General features: G+C 63.6%; 13 protein-coding genes and 1 tRNA gene. 7 read left to right on the top strand and 7 right to left on the bottom strand.

The annotated features are described in order from the left end of the window. Positions 1–473: 473 nt before the first annotated feature. Both LAN70_16660 and LAN70_16655 read right to left on the bottom strand, forming a co-directional pair. Positions 474–1310 (bottom strand): orotidine 5'-phosphate decarboxylase, encoded by an 837-nt coding sequence (locus tag LAN70_16660; GenBank protein MBZ5512780.1) that lies wholly within the window; start codon positions 1308–1310, stop codon positions 474–476. 9 nt (positions 1311–1319) lie between these two features. Then, positions 1320–1787, bottom strand: coding sequence for a septal ring lytic transglycosylase RlpA family protein (locus LAN70_16655; protein MBZ5512779.1), 468 nt, complete (start codon positions 1785–1787; stop codon positions 1320–1322). A gap of 306 nt (positions 1788–2093) precedes the next feature. Here LAN70_16655 and thiD point away from each other — a divergent pair, with 306 nt between their 5' ends. Beyond that, positions 2094–2939 carry a bifunctional hydroxymethylpyrimidine kinase/phosphomethylpyrimidine kinase gene (gene thiD, locus LAN70_16650; GenBank protein ID MBZ5512778.1) on the top strand — a complete coding sequence of 282 codons (846 nt, stop codon included), beginning with the start codon at positions 2094–2096 and terminating at the stop codon, positions 2937–2939. 25 nt (positions 2940–2964) lie between these two features. Here thiD and LAN70_16645 read toward each other — a convergent pair whose 3' ends face one another. Continuing rightward, a complete protein-coding gene (locus LAN70_16645; protein MBZ5512777.1) occupies positions 2965–3405 on the bottom strand; it encodes a hypothetical protein in 441 nt (146 codons plus the stop codon). A gap of 369 nt (positions 3406–3774) precedes the next feature. On the opposite strand from LAN70_16645, the gene LAN70_16640 reads away from it, so the two are divergent. The 6 genes from LAN70_16640 to LAN70_16615 all read left to right on the top strand — a co-directional run bounded on the left by LAN70_16640 (position 3775) and on the right by LAN70_16615 (position 8382). Next, positions 3775–5019 (top strand): hypothetical protein, encoded by a 1245-nt coding sequence (locus LAN70_16640; GenBank protein MBZ5512776.1) that lies wholly within the window; start codon positions 3775–3777, stop codon positions 5017–5019. Between the two features lie 181 nt (positions 5020–5200). Beyond that, the gene (locus LAN70_16635) at positions 5201–5524 is read left to right on the top strand and encodes a PspC domain-containing protein (protein MBZ5512775.1); all 324 of its coding nucleotides are present in this window, start codon (positions 5201–5203) and stop codon (positions 5522–5524) included. A 90-nt stretch (positions 5525–5614) separates the two neighbouring features. Next, positions 5615–6409, top strand: coding sequence for an alpha/beta hydrolase (locus LAN70_16630; GenBank protein MBZ5512774.1), 795 nt, complete (start codon positions 5615–5617; stop codon positions 6407–6409). A gap of 92 nt (positions 6410–6501) precedes the next feature. Beyond that, positions 6502–6900 (top strand): hypothetical protein, encoded by a 399-nt coding sequence (locus LAN70_16625; protein MBZ5512773.1) that lies wholly within the window; start codon positions 6502–6504, stop codon positions 6898–6900. Between the two features lie 55 nt (positions 6901–6955). Continuing rightward, positions 6956–8242, top strand: coding sequence for a 3-phosphoshikimate 1-carboxyvinyltransferase (gene aroA / locus LAN70_16620; GenBank protein ID MBZ5512772.1), 1287 nt, complete (start codon positions 6956–6958; stop codon positions 8240–8242). Positions 8243–8306: 64 nt separating this feature from the next. Beyond that, positions 8307–8382, top strand: a tRNA-Lys gene (locus LAN70_16615). A 136-nt stretch (positions 8383–8518) separates the two neighbouring features. Here the strand turns inward: LAN70_16615 and LAN70_16610 are convergent. From LAN70_16610 to LAN70_16595, 4 genes are all read right to left on the bottom strand, one after another. Further along, positions 8519–8968 carry a cyclic nucleotide-binding domain-containing protein gene (locus tag LAN70_16610; GenBank protein MBZ5512771.1) on the bottom strand — a complete coding sequence of 150 codons (450 nt, stop codon included), beginning with the start codon at positions 8966–8968 and terminating at the stop codon, positions 8519–8521. A gap of 906 nt (positions 8969–9874) precedes the next feature. Beyond that, entirely contained in the window at positions 9875–12937 is a 3063-nt protein-coding gene (locus LAN70_16605; protein MBZ5512770.1) for a glycosyl hydrolase, read from the bottom strand. Positions 12938–13236: 299 nt separating this feature from the next. Next, positions 13237–14553: an acyl-CoA dehydratase activase-related protein gene (locus tag LAN70_16600; GenBank protein ID MBZ5512769.1), complete on the bottom strand. Its 1317-nt coding sequence runs from the start codon at positions 14551–14553 to the stop codon at positions 13237–13239. Further along, complete coding sequence (locus LAN70_16595) at positions 14532–17594, bottom strand: acyl-CoA dehydratase activase (GenBank protein ID MBZ5512768.1); 3063 nt, start codon at positions 17592–17594, stop codon at positions 14532–14534. Before LAN70_16595 ends, LAN70_16600 begins: the two co-directional genes overlap by 22 nt. Positions 17595–17721 lie beyond the last annotated feature (127 nt).

Raw genomic sequence — 17721 nt, 5'->3', positions numbered from 1 at the left:
GCCGCGTTCCACGTCGCCTTCTCGTCAATGATCTTTTTGGCTAAAGCCTCTCGACTGCGGAGTGTAAGTCGGGCATTCTGGTGCAGGTCCATTCGGCCTTCTCCTTGGAAAGCGGATTGGTCAGCACCATCAGCTTCTCCGGTCTTGGTCGAATGGACTATTACCTGTTAGGGAACAACGTCCTGAAACTTCACACCTAAAGGCCTGCGCCCCCGGTTACCTAGTCCATCTCCGCCCTCTTCGGCGGCAGCAGGTTGGTTGCGGGGCTGAGGGGAGCGAAGACAGGCTCCAGTCGCCAGTCGCCAGGGGCCGTAAAGCAGGTCCCTCGACTCGGGCGTGCGCCGTGCCCTCCGGGAGCTCCTTCGCTGCGCTCAGGATTTCGGCAGCGTGCTCAGACGCCCGCTAAACGCCTCAACTTCGACTGCGCTCAGGGCAGGCTCTCGCTCAGGATGACAGGCGTTGAGAGAAGAGTGTCAGACAGTGACTGCGCAGGCGGCGGTGATTTCGTCGAGGATGCGGCGGGCGGCGGCGGGGGGGTCGGCAGCAGCCGTAATCGGTCGTCCCACGACAATATGGCTGGCGCCGCCGGTGATGGCCTCGGTGGGGGTGGCGGAGCGCTCCTGGTCTTGCTGAGCGGTTCCGGCGGGTCGGATGCCGGGAGTGACAATGACGAAGCCGGGGCCGAGTTCGCGGCGGATCTCTCTAACTTCGCGGGCCGAGGTCACGACGCCGTCGCAGCCGGCGGTGCGGGCCAGGACGGCGAGCCGGAGGGCTTGGTCCACGACGCGGCCGGAAACGCCGATTTCCTGGAGGTCGTCGTCGTTGAGGCTGGTTAGGACGGTTACGGCCAGGATTAGGGGCCGGGACGAAACTACCCCACCCTGTCCCTCCCCCTCTCTACGCTTCGGGGCAGGCTCCCCCGGGCGAGACAAGGGTGGGCCACCCCCAGAGGCGGAACCCACATCTGCCAAAGGAGGGCAGATGTGGGGCACCGAGGCAGCCTCGACGGCAGCCCGGAGCATCCTGAGCCCGCCGGAGGCATGGACGGTCAGCATGCGGACGCCGAGTTGGGCGGCTTGGCGGACGGCGCCGGCGACGGTATTGGGGATGTCGTGGTACTTGAGGTCGAGAAAGACGTCACGGCCGGAGGCCACCAGGTCGCGGACGACCTGTGGGCCTTCGGCCGTGAATAGCTGCTTGCCTACCTTATAAATCTGGGCCGAGTCGCCGATCGCTGCCACGATTCTACGTGCCTCGGGGGCATTGGGAACGTCAAGGGCAACGATCAGGCGCTCACGGGCGTCAGGCATGCCGTCAGTTTAAGGCAAAAAGGCCTCGTTTTGTGCGATTTCCGGGGCTGGCTCCAGAATATCGAGCCTTACAGGCTCGACGCCATGGCCGCTAAGCCCGATCGTGCGAGCCGCCCCGTAGGACAGGTCGATGATCCGGGACTTGGGCATGGGGCCGCGGTCATTGACCCGGACGACGACGGTTTCGCCGTTCCTCAGGTTGGTGACCTGGACCATGGTGCCCAGGGGCAGATGCCGGTGGGCCGCGGTGAACTGATACATGTTAAAGGGTTCGCCGCTGGCGGTGGCCTTGCCGTGGAAGTAGCGTCCGTACCAGGAGGCGGTGCCTACCTGATAGGGCTTCTGCGGGTTCGGCCGGAGTCTGGAGGCGGTGTTACTCTGAACGTACTCTATGGGGTGCGTGTTGTTCCGGGATGCCGCCTCCAGGCCGGTGATCAAAACTACGACCACCAGGATGTTGGACAGTACTCGTCGCATTGTCACCTCGTGCGTTCTATAGTCGTCCCTCCCCCGAGAAACGATCGTCAAAGGCTAGCAGACCAGGGGGGAATGTCAACCCGGGGACCCGGCAATCCGGGCCACGGTGTTCCCTCTTGAGACTTAGCGGCGGCGACGAGGCGGCGGGCGCAGGAGGGCTCCTGGGAGGGTACTAGTCTGATTCCCCCTGCTGTCTAGGACTTAGAAGTGTGGATTTGAGGGGTAGTTGACGGGTTAAGAGCGATTTCGGTTGTGTGTCAAATTGATACGCATGTTAGTACCGTGACCTTCGTGTAGACTCCTGCCATGCCAGAGTCGAGGCCAACGGTGCTAAGCATAGCCGGCTATGACCCGTCGTCGGGAGCGGGCGTCACGGCCGACATCAAGACCATTGCCGCCCACGGGTGCTTTGGGGTGACGTGCATAACGGCATTGACGGTGCAGTCCACCCAGGGGGTGCGGCGGGTGCAGGCGGTGGAGGGGCGGCTGGTGGCGGAAACGTTGGAAGAGCTGGCGAACGACATTGGGGTGTCGGCGGTCAGAATCGGGATGCTGGCCTCAGGGGAGGTGGCGGAGGCGGTGGCGGAGTTTCTGGGGCGAGCGCGGCTTCAAAATGTGCCCGACCCACCTCTGCCAAATTCGGGCAGATATGGGGCACCGTGGGTGGTGCTGGACCCGATTTTGCGGTCGTCGTCGGGGACGGATTTGCTGGATGAGCGGGGAATCGAGGTGGTGCGGACCAGGCTGATCCAACTGGCGGACGTGGTGACCCCAAATATGGAGGAAGCGGCAGCGCTCAGTGGAGTGAAGGTACAAAGCCTGTTTGGGATGAAGAAGGCGGCGGCGAAGCTGCAGGAAATGGGAGCACGGGCGGTCGTGATTACGGGCGGGCACCTGAAGGAGCCGGTGGATTTGCTGAGCGTCGGGCGAAAACAGATGGAGTTTGCGGGGAAGCGGATCGAGTCCAACGCAACCCACGGCACGGGGTGCGCGTTTGCGACGGCGCTGGCGTGCAACCTGGCGCGCGGAATTGATCTGAAGGATTCAGTGCGGGCGGCGGGACAGTATGTGCGCCGGGCGATCGCGCGGGCGTATCCGGTGGGGCGGGGGAAGGGGCCGATCAATCATCTGTATGGGATGAGAGAGGCGTGAGAGTTGTGAGCCCCAGCGCACGCGGTTAGCGCGCGTCGGTTTTCTTGAGCAGGATGCCGGCCAGGAACGCGGCAGCGCCCGCGAGCAGCCACTCGATGCGCCAGATCTGGACGGCCTGCCAGTCCTGGAAGGTCGCAGCGGTGAACATGAAGCCGGTGACGATAGCGGCGATGACGCACCCCATGCCGGCGATGAAGGCGATCAGGGAACCGGGGGACAGGCCCAGGGCTTCACGAATGCGGGTGAAATCCAGAATCTGGGCCCAGCGGCCGGTCGTGCCGGAGCCGGCCAGCGTTTCGCGCTCGGAGCCGCAGACATGGCAGAACCGGGACCCCATGATGAATTCGCTGCCGCACTGAGCACAGGTAAGCTGGCCGCGCATGGCCGACGGCGCTTCCATGGCGTTGGTGGGCTGCGCCGGTCGGCGCCAATATTCGTGCTCGACGTTGTGTACTGCTTCCGACATCACATCCTCCATCCCCAATTAATTTGCTGGCAACTGACGCACCAAAGTGGCAGGACAGGAACCTGCTGTTTATCAATGAGCTGCGGCAGCGCTGCAACCGGGAAAAAATTGCGCTCAAGCAGAATTTACGCGGAGGTCGAAAGGAGTACTGAGTGAGTTGCGAGTTGCGAGTTGCGAGTTGTGAGCGAAAGCCGGAGTACGGCAGGGTGAAGAGGCCCGATTCGTCGCAACGAAATGCAAAAGGCGGGATTCCGGAATTCGAAACTCAGAACTGAAGCATGCCGTTTTAGTACCTCTGCGAAGCGGGGACGTTTGTACCTGCTTTTGGCCGGCGGCGCCCATCAGGTAAACTGCGCAAAGGCCACAGCGATGAGACCTTATTGGCGCCCGTGCGGCGCTCGCGATATCGGGGGCAAGCTCTGCACGATCGCCATTATTCTGTTGGTTACGGCGGGCGCGGCACGGGCCGGCAGCGCGCCCTCGGGCATTGCCAACCTGAAATTCCGGCCTGACGACGCCAACACGCGCAGCGGCTTCGAACATCTCTACAACCTGGAATATGACCAGGCGGTACGTGAGTTCGAGCTGGCCCTGAAGGCGCACCCGGACGACGCGTTTACCACCAATCACCTGTTGTCAAGTGTGCTGTTCCGCGAACTGTTCCGGATTGGGGCGCTGGACACCGAGCTATATTCCAAGAACAGCTTTCTGACCAGCAAGCAATTTCCGATGGACCCGAAAATCCAGGCGCAAATCAAGAGCCTGATGGAGCGGGCGTTCCAATTGGAAGACGTGCGGCTGAAGGCCAACCCTAACGACGCGGACGCGTTGTACGCGCGCGGCGTCACGCGGGCGACGAGGGCACTGTATATCGGGCTGGTGGAGAAGGCGTGGTTCGCGGCGCTGCGGAGCGCAGTGGGAGCGCGACGCGATCACGAGCGCGTACTGGAGCTGGACCCCAAGTTCACCGACGCGAAGATGGTGGTCGGGATCCACAATTACGTGATCGGCAGCATTAATTTTGCGATCAAGCTGGCGGCCTCGATCGTGGGGCTGAGCGGCAACAAGCACAAGGGAATCGAGTACCTGTACGCGGCCGGGCAGGGCGGCGGAGAGACCTCGGTGGACGCGCGCATCGCGCTGTCGTTGTTTTTGCGGCGCGAGCAGAGATATCCGGAGGCGCTGAAGCTGGTGGGGCAACTGGAGTCGGAGTTCCCGAGGAATTTTCTTTTCCGCCTGGAAAACGCCAACCTGATGAATGCGGCCGGGCATGGAGCGGACGCGGTGGCCGCCTACCGCAAGCTGCTGGACGACAGCAAGGCGGGGATGTTTGCCGAGTCGAGGATGGAGATGGCCTACTACGGCATGGGCGAGGCGCTGCGCGGACAACACGATTTTCAACGCGCGGCCGAGGCCTACGACACGGTGCAAGAGTACAGCGCCGCCGATCCCGATCTGCGGCAGCGCGCCGAATTGGCGGCGGGTGAGATGTACGACATCCTGCACAACCGCGAACAGGCCCTGCGGCGCTACCAGGCGGCGATCGCGGCGGCGGGAGACCCGGAACGGGCGGAACTGGCGCGGAAGAGGATCAAGCAGCCGTACCGGGAATAAGTAGTCGTCAGTCTTCAGTCGTCAGTCTTCAGGCGTGTGGCGCTCGAATTTGTTTTCCCAGAGGACTTTCGGAATTGGCTGTTGCTGACGACTGAAGACTGACGACTGAAGACTGCTGCGGGAACCTTTTGCGCAACGGAGTCGTATCTATTCCATAGAGGGAAAGTTTGGGGAGCGCGCCATGTACTGCAACTATTGCGGAAAAGTCATTCAGGATGACGCCAATGTCTGCGCCTACTGCGGCAAACGCGTGGGCGCGGTGGTGGCGCGGCGGAAACTGGTGCGGCCGAGAACGGGCCGTAAGATCGCCGGAGTGTGCGCCGGGTTCGCGGAATATTTCGATCTCGACGTGACCCTGATCCGGCTGGTGTGGCTGATCGCGGGCATTCTGATGCTGCCGTTCTGGGTGATCGGATACATTGTCGCGTGGATCGTGGTTCCGGAAGCGCCGGAGCTGGTCGCGATCGTGCCGGCGGGAGCGCCCGTGTCGACCCAGCAGGGTTGACCTCCAGGCTTTGGGCCTTAGGCGTTAGGCTTGTGGCGTAAAACGTTGAACCCAAAACCCAAAGCCTAAAACCTAACGCCTTTCTATTTCATGCGCGTACGAAGCTCCGACACCGAAATTTCTTACCATGTCATGGGCAAGGGCCCGGACGTGGTCCTGCTGCATCCTTTTCCCGCTCATCACGGGGTGTGGGCGCCGGCGGCGTTGTTGCTGGCGTCGCGCTACCGGCTGGTTCTGCCCGACCTGCGCGGGCACGGCGAATCGGGCGTGGGCGAAGGCCCGGCGAGCATGGAGAAGCACGCCGCCGATATCGCGCGCCTGATCGATGACCTCGGGATGCGGAAGGCGGTTTTTGCCGGCGAGTCCATCGGGGGATACATCCTGTTTGAATTCTGGCGGCGGCATCGGGAGCGGGTCTCGGCGCTGATACTGTGCAACACCAAAGCCGGCGCGGACAACGAAGAAGCGCGCACCAACCGGCTGCGATCGGCCGAGGACGTGGAAAAACGCGGCGTCGAGCCGTTCATCGAAAGCATGATTCCGAAACTGCTCGGGCAGACGACGCGCAGCAACCGCCCGGACCTGGTGGAGACGGCGCGCGCGATGATGATGAAGATGACGCCCGCCGGCGTGGCGGCGGGGCAGCGCGGCATGGCGGCGCGTCCTGATTCGGTGGCGACGCTGGCCACGATCGATGTTCCCACGCTGCTGATCACCGGCGATGAAGACGTGCTGACCGGCGCCGGAGAGGCCGAGTTGATGCAGCGGCACATTCACGGCAGCGCGATGACGGTGATTCCGCGCGCCGGACACTACGCCGTCTTCGAGCAGCATGAGGAAGTGGCGAGAGTGCTGCGGCAGTTTCTGGACTCGCAGTCACACTGATTGCGGAACTGCAGAATTGCGGAATTGTCGTTGAATATCAATTCGGCAATTCGGCAGTACCGCAATTCGGCAATGTTAGAATTCCCCCCATCATGGTGGAAGCCTTTCTCGTTCCCGCAAACACCACGGTCACCGCCAAGGGCGACGGCGCCGCCGTGGACATCAGCGCGGCGCAAAGCCGCGTCTTCCTGGTGACGCTGAACATCAGCAACGTGATCGAGCAGGAGTCGCTCGATCTCAGCATTTTCGGCTCCAGCGACGGCACCACCTGGGGCGCCAAGGCGCTGGGCGCGTTCCCGCAAAAGTTTTATCGCGGGCAGCACCCGCTGCTGCTCGACCTGACGCAGCAGGCGGAGGTCAAATTCCTGCGTGCGCATTGGGAAGTGAACCGCTGGGGGCGCGGCGTGGAGACGCCGATGTTCGAGTTCGCGGTGGCGGTGAAAGAAGTCCCGGCAAACGTGTTGCGGGAGACCGCGGGCGCGAAATCCTGATGCCGGGGTGCGGCGGCAGGCAACTCGCGTGACCACGGGCGCGAGCGGCAGCACGATGAAAAACGAAAATCCAGTGATCGTCCGTCCGGCGCGCAACATCCGCGGCAGCGTAGCCCCGCCCGGCGACAAGTCCATTTCCCACCGCTACGCCATGCTGGGCGCCATCGCCCGGGGACAGACGCGATTGAAAAACTTTTCCTCGGGCGCCGACTGTGCCAGCACGCTGGCCTGCATGGCAGCGCTGGGCGCGGGGATCGAGCGCGGCGCCGAGGGCGCGGTCGAGATCAACGGCGGCGCGCTGCGCGAGCCCAGGCAGGCGTTGGACTGCGGGAATTCCGGCTCCACCATGCGCATGCTCTCCGGCATTTTAGCCGGACAGGATTTCACCAGCGAAATGGTGGGCGACGAATCGCTGTCGCGCCGGCCGATGCGCCGCGTGATCGAGCCGCTGCAACGAATGGGCGCGCGCATTGACTCGCGCGATGGCTGCGCGCCGCTGCGGATTCATGGTGGGGGCTTGCATGCGATCGAATACCAGGTGCCGGTGGCCAGCGCGCAGGTGAAATCGGCGGTGCTGCTGGCCGGCCTGTTTGCCGAGGGCGAAACCTGGGTCGAGGAGCCGCTGCCGACGCGGGACCACACCGAAGTGGCGCTGGAGGCATTCGGCGCGAAGCTGCGGCGAGCGGAGAATCGCGCCGCCATCACCGGCGGGCAACAGCTAAAGGCGATCGAGGCGGAAGTGCCCGGCGATGTTTCCTCGGCCGCTTTTTTTCTCTGCGCCGCAGCGCTGTTTCCGGAGTCGGAGCTGATCGTGGAGCGCGCGCTGCTGAACCCGACGCGCACGGCGGTGATTGACGTGCTCAACCTGCTGGGCCTGCGAACGCTGCTGCTCGATGCCGAGGACCGCCACGGGGAACTGAGCGGCACGATTCGCGCGCTGGGCGGCCGATTGCGCGGCACCATCATTGACGGTGCGGACACGGCGGCGCTGATTGACGAGCTGCCGGTGCTGGCCGCGATCGGGCCTTACACGGAAGACGGCATCGAGATCCGCGACGCGCGCGAGTTGCGGGTAAAGGAAAGCGACCGCATCGCCGCCGTGGCCTCGAATCTGCGCACCATGGGCGCTCGCGTGGAAGAGCGCGAGGACGGACTGCTGGTGCCCGGCGGACAAACGCTGCATGGCGCGGAGATCGAGTCGCACGGCGACCATCGCATCGCCATGGCGTTCGCCATCGCCGCCTTGCGCGCCGAGGGAGAGACCATCATTCACGGGGCGGAAGCGGCGCGGATCTCGTATCCGGAGTTCTTCGAAGCGCTGGAGAAAATTACCCAGCGCTAGCCGGAGGCGCTGCTGCCGGCGCCCGCCTTGGCGCGAAATGTTTCTGCTAGACTGATAGCAGCGTGGGCGCGTAGCTCAGTTGGTAGAGCAATGCCCTTTTAAGGCATGGGTCGCAGGTTCGAATCCTGCCGCGCTCACCACTCATAATTGAGTTACTTGTTTATTGAGGTCCTTCGCGCCGGAGCGCTCAGGATTTCCCTTCGCCTTCGCTCAGGGCAGGCTCCGCGGGCTCGCCCCCTCGCTGCGCTCCGGGTTGCACCCGCTCCGCGCCTCACGCTACTCGGAAATCTGTTGGCGGAGGCGACGCGAGAGGCTGACGGCGACGGAACGATAGAAGCGCGCTCCGAGGTGCGGGTAGAGATCGAACAGCTCGTGCAAGGCGGCCCACGAGATCGAATAGACCTCGCCAGCCTCATCGGCCACCACGGTGGCGCTCGGCTTGGCTCCTTCCAGGAAAGCCATCTCGCCAAGGATTTCGCCGGCGCAAACCGACGCGATTTGCCAGCCACGAGAACTGACGATGCTGGCCGACCCCTTAACCACGAAGATGACGTTGGGATTCTGTTTGTTGAGCTCGATCAGGTGGTCGCCTTGGGCGAAGGACCGGCGCGTGGCCTTATCCAGGATCAGAGCCCAGTCGTTCGGCGTAACGAACTCCAACCGGTTTCTTGCCGCCTGCAGAACAGCAAGAAATTCCTTCGTTTCCGCTCGCTGATCCTTTAGCATGCGCAATCCCTTTCCAATTGGCAATGCGGCTGCTGCAGGCCGGAGCGGGGTAGGAAGCCGGCGGCTGGATGGCGGGTTCTACTGCAAGCTGAAACCTAGCCCCTGCGGTCCCGATATGTCGCGCACCATGGCACGCGCTCGCACCACGACACTTCCAATCTCTCGCACCTCGAAAGTGTGGAGCTCCGGGTCGCATTTGAGGATGGGTCGGAGCATGGCTTTGATTTCCGGGTAACACTCCCGGTTAAACCTCGCAGCATCTGCTGTGGATTCCCAGACGCTCACGCCCAACACCACCTGACCTCGCAGTTCTACGAACGCCGTAACGCATCCCGCCTGCGCTTTAACGATGCGAAGCACAGTCTCTTCCACGGCCCGTACGAACTGTGAAGCGGCGTCGGATGCGGGCGCGTACTCAACCACACGGGCAAACATCGGGGCACTCCATGCACCAGAACGTGTGCATCATACACCTGCCCGGAAAGAGTGCAACTAGAAACTCACAGCCCCCGGAGGGCATTGGCCGCAACGCAGGCCGGACGGGATTACCCCCTAAGGTGGGGCCTAGAATAAATAGGTGAGGAGCATTCGCAGGCTGGCCTTTTCCGCTGCGCCGGGCTTCCAAGTCCCGCCGCAGTAAGGGCACGAAAAGGCTACTTCGTCACGGCCCAATGTGGTCCTCAATTCCTCCGGCTTCCACTGTATCCTCACCCGCTTTGCACATTGCGGGAGCGGACAATTCGTGAAGATAGTTGCGACTTTTGCTGGACCCCGCACCGTTGTGTCCCCACGGCTGCTTCGCAAGTAGCGCCTACTCGCGTCGGGCCGAAAAACTACCTTCGCCCGCCCCAATGATCAATATATCGATCCTGCGACTCGCTGCCGCAAGTGGTTCGTGTGATTCTGTCACTTTTGTGCGCCCGAGGTCAGGAAAATCACCGGCAGGTTCGATTTCTGGATGAGCGCGTTCAGCGCGGGCACGTCGGTGTTCAGAATCTGCCTCCATTGCGCCAGCGCGGCGTCGAGCTGCCGGCTGAGTTCGTCGAACACGGCATAAGACTGCTGCGTGGGCGCGGCGTCGGCGCTTTCGACGGTCTGCTGCAACAGCAGCAGCTTGTTGTTGACCCGGACCGGGTAGTTCAGCGGGTCTTCGCTGGCCTTTGATCTGGTCTGCGCGATCTCCTCTTCGACGGGCGTGACCTTCTTCTCCAGCGCCTCGGCTGCGGCGAGCAATTCCTTGGCGCGAGCGTCTTTTTCGTAGCGCTCTTTCAGCTCCGCCAATTGCGTGCGCAGGTCGCGCATCTGGTTGACCGCGTCGTTGGCCTGGCGGGTGCGGCGCGCGATCTCGGTGGCCAGTTCAAACTGCTTCGCGAGGTCGGCGGGCGTGGCCGGCACGCGCGGATCGGGCTTGACTTCCAGCGGGACGGAGTACGGCTTGTCCGCGACCGTAAGCCGCGCCGTGTACGTACCGGGAATTGCCAGCGGACCGCGCGGACGCCCTCCCCATTGCGCCAGCCCGGGTACGTTGGCAGGAGCTGCGTAACGCAGGTCCCAGGTGAAGCGATTCATGCCGGCCTTGACCGGCAGCTTGGGCGAAGCGGGGGGCGTGAACTCCTCGAACTCGCTTTCGGTTTCGGCGGCTTGGCGCTTCTTTTTCTCTTCCTGGCTGGAATACTTGCGCACCAGCTTGCCTTGCGCATCGAGAATTTCCAGCGTTACCTCGCCCTGCGGCGCGGACTTGAGGAAGTAATCGAGCACGACCGGCGAGGGCGGGTTGTGGCCTACGGGCGCCTGCGAAGGAATCTGGAAACCGCGGCCGCGCTGGCGAAATGCCGGAGCGGGCTTGTAGAGGTACACGTCGGCATGGGCCGCGGACGCGAGTTCGCGCAGCGGGGCAATGTCGTCCAGGCTCCAGAAGGCGCGGCCATGGGTGGCGATCACCAGGTCATTGTTCTTGACCACCAGGTCGTGAACCGGGACGTCCGGCAGGTTGAGCTTCAGCGGCTGCCAGTGCGACCCATCGTCCCACGATATAAATAGGCCGCTCTCGGTGCCGGCGTAGAGCATGTCCTTGTTGACCGGGTCCTGGCGAACGGCGTGGACGAAGGACCCGGCAGGAATGCCGCTGACGATCCTCGTCCAGGTCTTGCCGAAGTCGTGGGTGGCGAAGATGTAGGGCGCGAGGTCGTCGAGGCGGTGGCGGTCCACCGCGACATAGGCGGTGGCGGCGTCGCTGGGCGAGGCGTCAATCAGGCTGACGGTGCCCCACTCGGGCAGGTCTTTGGGCGTGACGTTCTGCCAGGCGCCGCCGTCGTCGCGGGTGAGGTGGAGGAGGCCGTCGTCGCTGCCGGCCCAGATGACACCCTTCTGCAGCGGCGATTCGGCGACGGCAAAGATGGTGCCGTAATACTCGACGCTGGTGTTGTCCTTGGTGATGGGGCCGCCGGAAGGGCCTTGCCGGGTCTTGTCGTTGCGGGTGAGGTCGGGGCTGATGGCCGTCCAACTGTGGCCCATGTTGGTGCTGCGGAAGAGCACGTTGGCGCCGTGATAAAGCACGTTGGCATCGTGCGGCGAGAGCGCGATGGGCGCGGTCCACTGGAAACGGTACTTCAGTTGCGCCGCGCCCCAGCCCATGGGATTGTCGGGCCAGGGATTCACGTCCTGCAATGCGCCCGTGGATTTGTTGTAGCGCGTGATCAGGCCGTCGTAGGAGCCGGCAAAGACGATGTTGGGATCGGGCGGGTAGGGAACCACGAAGCCGGCCTCGCCGCCGCCGACGGCGTACCAGTCCTCACGATCTATCGTGCCACGATCTGTGCTGCTGGCGATGGCGACGGTGGAATTGTCCTGCTGCGCGCCGTAGACGTAGTAACGGAAGCGGTTGTCGGTGGCAACGTGGTAGAACTGCGCCGTCGGCTGGTTATTGAGCGTGGTCCAGGTTTTCCCAAAGTCGGTGGAGATGGTGGCGCCGCCGTCATTGCCCTCGATCATGCGCTGCGGATTGTCAGGATCGATCCACAGGCCGTGCGTGTCGCCGTGGGGCGCGCGGATTTGCGTCCACGTCTTGCCGGCGTCGGCGGAGCGGAACATGCCGACGTTGAGCATGTAGACGGTGTCGGCGTTTTTCGGGTCGGCGAAAATGTGGCCGTAGTACCAGGAGCGCTGGGTGAAACGCGCGTCGCCCGAGACCTTGGTCCAGTTTTCGCCGCCGTTGTCGGAACGATAGATGCCGCCCTGCTCGGCCTCGATGACGGCGTAAATGCGATCGGAGTTCGCGCCCGACACGACGACGCCGATGCGCCCCAAAACGCCCTTCGGCAGCCCGTTTCCGGTGAGCTGCTTCCAGGTTGTGCCGCCGTCGCTGGAGCGATACAGGCCGCTGCCCGGGCCGCCGCTGACCAGTTCCCAGGGAGAGCGGCGGGCTTCGTACAGGGCGGCAAAGATCAGGTTGGGATTGTTGGGATCGAAGGAAAGGTCAATCGCGCCGGTCTTGTCGTCCTTATAGAGGACCTTCTGCCAGGTAGCGCCGCCGTCGGTGGTGCGAAAGACGCCGCGCTCCGCGTTGGGACCAAACGCGTGACCGAGGGCGGCGACAAAGACGATGTTGGGATTGTGCGGATCGACAAAGATGCGGCCGATCTGGCGCGTGTCTTCGAGGCCGACATGCTGCCAGGTGCGGCCGCCGTCGAGCGACTTCCAGACGCCGTTGCCGTAAGTGATGTCGCCGCGAATGCAGGCTTCGCCGGTGCCAACGTACAGCATGCTTGGATTCGAGGGCGCGACCGCGATTGCGCCCACCGACCAGAACGGTTCTTTGTCGGACATTGGCTGCCAGCTAGCGCCGCCATCAGTGGTCTTCCACACGCCGCCGGCGACCGCGCCGAAGTAGTAGGTGTTGGGCTGGCCGGGAACGCCGGTCACCGCCAGCACGCGCCCGCCGCGGAAGGGGCCGATCAGCCGCCACTTCATGCCGTCGTAAAGGGTTTCGCTGAACTGTGGTTGCGGGGCTTGCGCCTTTGCCGACGGGGCGTTCGGCGCGGGCGTTTTTTTCTGCCGCTGCGCGGCGGCGGGTGCAGCAATGATGGCGATGGCGAACAACAAGGCGGCCAGTTTGTTCACGGGAGCTTCTCCTCTGAGGGGCAAAAAAGAAGCGCGATTATAGCAGCGCACGATGTAAGGATCCGGTGTGGAACGCGGAAAAGCATAGATCCTGAGCACGCCAAACCCGGGCGTGCTCAGGACGACGCCATCGTGGAATTTAGCGGGCGCTAGTCGGCGGCGGCGGCGCCGAAGTAGGCGGGATAGCGGCGCGCCCATTTTTTCTTCTCGCGATAGGAGCGCGCCAGCTCCATGTAGATGCCGAGGTCGCGATCAAGATCGGATTGGGTGCCATCGAAATAGAAGTTGCGGATGGGAATCCCGCCGTAGTCCTTGCTCAGTTTAGGGTAGATGGCTTCGCTGACGATGCCGTTCATGCAGGTGAAGGGGCTGATGTCGATGATGCCGTCGGCGCCGTGCTTGGCCAGGTAGGCGGCCTTGCCGACGCTCAGCACCATTTCGCCCATGACGCCGGAAACGGGCAGGTAGGGCTCGGCGAGGCGCAGCACTTCGTCGATCGGCGGCTCTTCGTAGCCGATGCCGTCCTCATGGAAGGGCGCGGCGAGGGCGTGCTCGTCACCCATCTGGATGTGATCGCGCAGCAGCGTCTTGCCCATTTCCAGGGACCAGTTGCGGCCGCACAGCTTGAGGTGGCGCGCCTGTTCGGAGTTGGTGTAGGCGATCCACTCCATGATGTCGCTCAGCCAGGACTCGGCCCCGTAGCTCTCCAATTTGCGAACCAGGTCGTCGTTGCTGAAATTATTCAGCCGGCAAAAGATTTCGCCGACCACTCCGATCAGCGGCAGGTTGCGCTCGTAACGGGCGGGAACGCGGCGGAAGCGTTCGCGGGCGCGTTCCATCGAGGCCACGATCTGCTTGAGCTGGCACTTGGTGTCGGCGCAACTGTTCTCGATGGTGGTGCAGAGGTCGGCCAGGGATTGGTCGAAGGCGCGGTCGGCGTCGCCGGCGGTGACTTCGTACGGGCGCGCTTTGAGCAGCGCCTTGCGCAGCAGGTCGGCCGCCACCAGCGCCCGCCACGACGCGCGCATGAAAGCACCCGCGATATCGCCGATGTCGCTGTAGCCGTTCTTGCTGGTCGGCGAAAAGACCTGCACGTCGGGGTAGCCGGCCTCGTCCAGGAGCTTGCGCAGGAAGGGCGCGTACTGGCCGAAGCGGCAGGGGCCGTCGGCGGTGGCCATGAAGAACACGGTCTGGCGCGGATCGAAGGCGGGCTGCTCGACAATGCGCAGGAAGTCACCAACGGTGACTTTCGCCGGGTAACATTCGTCGCCCGCGGTGTGCTTGGCGCCCAGTTCGCGCGTGCGCTCGTTGGAGGGCGGCGTGGGGGCGGCGTCAATACCGAGCCAGCGGAACACGCTCGCAAAGGCCTCCACGCTGCCCTGCGCCATGGCGGGAATGTAGACTTTTTTTCCGGCCAGCGGATTGGCGGCGCCGATCTTGCGGGTTAGGTGGTGATGGCGGAGCATCGCAGGAATCCTTTGCTGTCGAGATAGGCTTCGCAACGGGTGATGAAGCCGGCGTCGTTGGAGTGCCCGTCGAATTGCAGCACCAGGCCGGGTTTTCCGGCGGCGTCGTTCATGAACGACTTGATGTAGGAATCGGGGCCGCACTTGAAATTCGAGATGTACACCACGTGCAGGTTGCGGCGGCGGCGGGTGATGCGCGCCGCGGCCAGAATCCTGCGCCCGGAGTTCCAGTACATGTTCGGGTTGACTTCGGTGATGTCCTCCTGTTCCAGGGGGAGGAAATCCATGGGAATGACATTGGCGCCGTACTGCGCGCGCAGCTTGCGCGGGATGTCGCAGTTGATGCTGCGGTCGTAGAGGTTGTAGGAGCGTCCGACCAGCACCAGCGCGGGTTCGCCGGTGCGCTCGACTTCGCGGAGCGCGTGCGCACCCGCTTCCAGCAACTGGTCGGTAAACGCGCCCTGAGCCGCGTAGGCGGCGGTAACGGCGCGGTCGGACATGCGGCGCGAAATACCGAGCGTCTTGGCGAACTCTGCCAGTTCCTTTTCCACGTGCTTGCGCCCGTAACGGAAGTTGACGGTGGGCACCAGGAACTTGGCGCGCGCGGCCTCCATCTGCGGGATGGCGCGCACCACGAAGGGCAGCGTCTGGCTCCACGGGCAGAGGTGCGATTCTTGCGCCGGCTGCTCGGAATATTCGTTGAGCGCGTTGGGCAGCAGAACGTAATCCACGCCGGTTTCCAGCAGCTTCTGCACGTGCCCGTGCGCCACCTTCACCGGGAAGCAGGGCTGCGCGATGGCCAGTTCATCGCCGCTGGCCGCGATCACCGGGTCGGTGCGCGGCGAGACCACCACGTCAAACCCCAGCTCCTGGAGGTACGCGCACCAGAAGGGAAACTTGTCGTAGAAGAACATGGTGCGCGGCACGCCGACTTTCTTGCGGTTGCCGGCGGGCGGCTTGAGGACCTGCTCGAGGACTTTGTCGCGGTATTCGACCAGGTCAGCGACCACCGGTTTGCGGTCGGTGCGGGCGCGCTTGCGGAATTTGTCGGAACACTTGTCGCCCCAGTAGGTGCGCTGGCCCTCGACGTTGAATTCCTTGATGTCGCAGAAATTGGAGCAAGCCTTGCAAACGAACTCGCGGGTTTTGTAGTCCACCCGGTCGAGGTGGTAGCCGCGGAATTTGCTGGCCGGCCGGCCGCGCTGCTGCATGACCTCCTGCGCGATCAGGGCCATGCCGATGGCGCCGATCACGCCGTTGTGCGGCGGCACGATGATGCGTTTGGCGAGAATTTGCGAAAACGCGGCGGCGACCGCGTCGTTGTAAGCGGTGCCGCCCTGGAAGAAGATGACGCCGCCGATCTTGCGGCCGCGCACCACGCGGTTCAGGTAATTCAGCGCGACCGAGTAGGCCAGGCCCGCCGCCAGATCGCCAACTTCGGCGCCTTTCAGCAGCAGGCTGGTGACGTCGCGCTCCATGAACACGGTGCAGCGCTCGCCCAACCGCGCCGGCTTGCTGGAAGCCAGCGCCATCTGCGCGAACTCATCCTTGATCGAGATGCCGAGCTTCTCCGCCTGCTCTTCCAGGAACGATCCGGTGCCGGCGGCGCACGCTTCGTTCATGGTGAAGTCCACGACCACGCCGTCGTCAATGCGGATGAACTTGGAATCCTGGCCGCCGATTTCGAAGATGGTGTCCACGCGCTCCATGCCGAGGCGATCGGAGACGTGCATGGCGCCGGTCTTGTGGGCGGTGATTTCATCGTTGACAGTGTCGGCGCCGACCAGTTCGCCGATCAATTCGCGACCCGACCCGGTGGTGCCCACGCCGAGAATGTTGAGGCGGTCGCCGAGCACCTGCTCGATTTCCGCGAGTCCGGCGTTCACAACCTCAATGGGGCGGCCCTGGGTGCGCAGATAAATTTCGTGCAGCAGGTTGCCATGCGTGTCGATGGCGACCAGGTTGGTGCTGACGGAGCCGATATCAATGCCGAGGTAGGCGTCAATCTTTCCTTCGGCGGGCAGTGCCACATCGGCGACGCGATCGCGAAGCAGCAGGACGTTGTCCATGGACAGCACTTCGGAGCAGGCGAAGGTCTGTTTGCCGGCGTGCTGGCGCAGTTGGTGAATGCGCTTGAAGGAACGCTTGCGCACCTCGACGCTCTCGAAGATGGCGGCGCCCAGCGCGCCCAGCCAGCAGTAGTACTCGGGGACAATGAAATCGTCGTCGCTGAGTTGGAAGGCATCGCGCATGGCGTTGCGCACGCCCTGATTGAGCGCGACGCCGCCGACGAATGCCACCGGCGGCATTACCTGCTTGCCCTTCACGATTGCCGATTTGAAATTGCGCGCCACCGCGTCGCACAGGCCGCGCAGGATCTGGTCGGTGGTGTAGCCCTTTTGCTGCGCGTGGATCATGTCCGACTTGGCAAAAACCGAGCAGCGTCCGGCGATCCGCGCCGCGCAACTGGCGCCGCACGCCGCCGGCCCGACTTCTTCGACGTTATAGAGAAGACGCGTGGCCTGCTGGTCAATGAACGATCCGGTGCCGGCGGCGCAATCGCCGCTCGACTGGTAATCCACGATGCCGAGGTATTTCGATTGCGCGCTGGGCTCCAGGCGGATGTACTTCGAGGTCTCGCCGCCCATCTCGAAAACGGTGCGCACGCCGGGATAGAACTCGCGCACGCCCTTGGCGACGGCGCGGAATTCGTTCTCGAAATAGATGCCCAGGACTTTGGCGATCAACTCGCTGCCCGAGCCGGTGACGCGGATGCCTTCCACCTTTTCTTCCGGCACGTGCTCGTAGAACTCCTTGAGCAGGTCGAAGGTGGACTGCATCGGGCTGCCCTGGATGCGGCGATAACGCGAGAGCGCGAGCGGGCGTCCGGCCAGCGCGGTGGCGGCAGGGAACTCGGCGTGGAAGAAGCCGTCCGGGTTTTTCGTGGTCAGGCGACCGAGCAACTCATGGTCGCCCGCGGCGCCGATGGCGGCCAGCTTGAGGCTGACGGCGCCGATGTCCAGTCCGATGTTGATGCCCATGCAAGATAAGGAGTTAAACCCCGCATGTCTCCAGGGTCTGTGACCGTGCTCACCTACTCCTGTGAGGCGGGATCACACGAGGTGCGAAAAGCGGGACCGAACCGGAACCAGCGAGCAGCGAATGGGA

Source organism: Terriglobia bacterium (genome assembly GCA_020072845.1).
GTDB lineage: Bacteria > Acidobacteriota > Terriglobia > Terriglobales > Acidobacteriaceae > JAIQGF01.
Note: the sequence above shows the minus strand (reverse complement) of the source record. Positions and strands in the feature narration are given on the sequence as shown.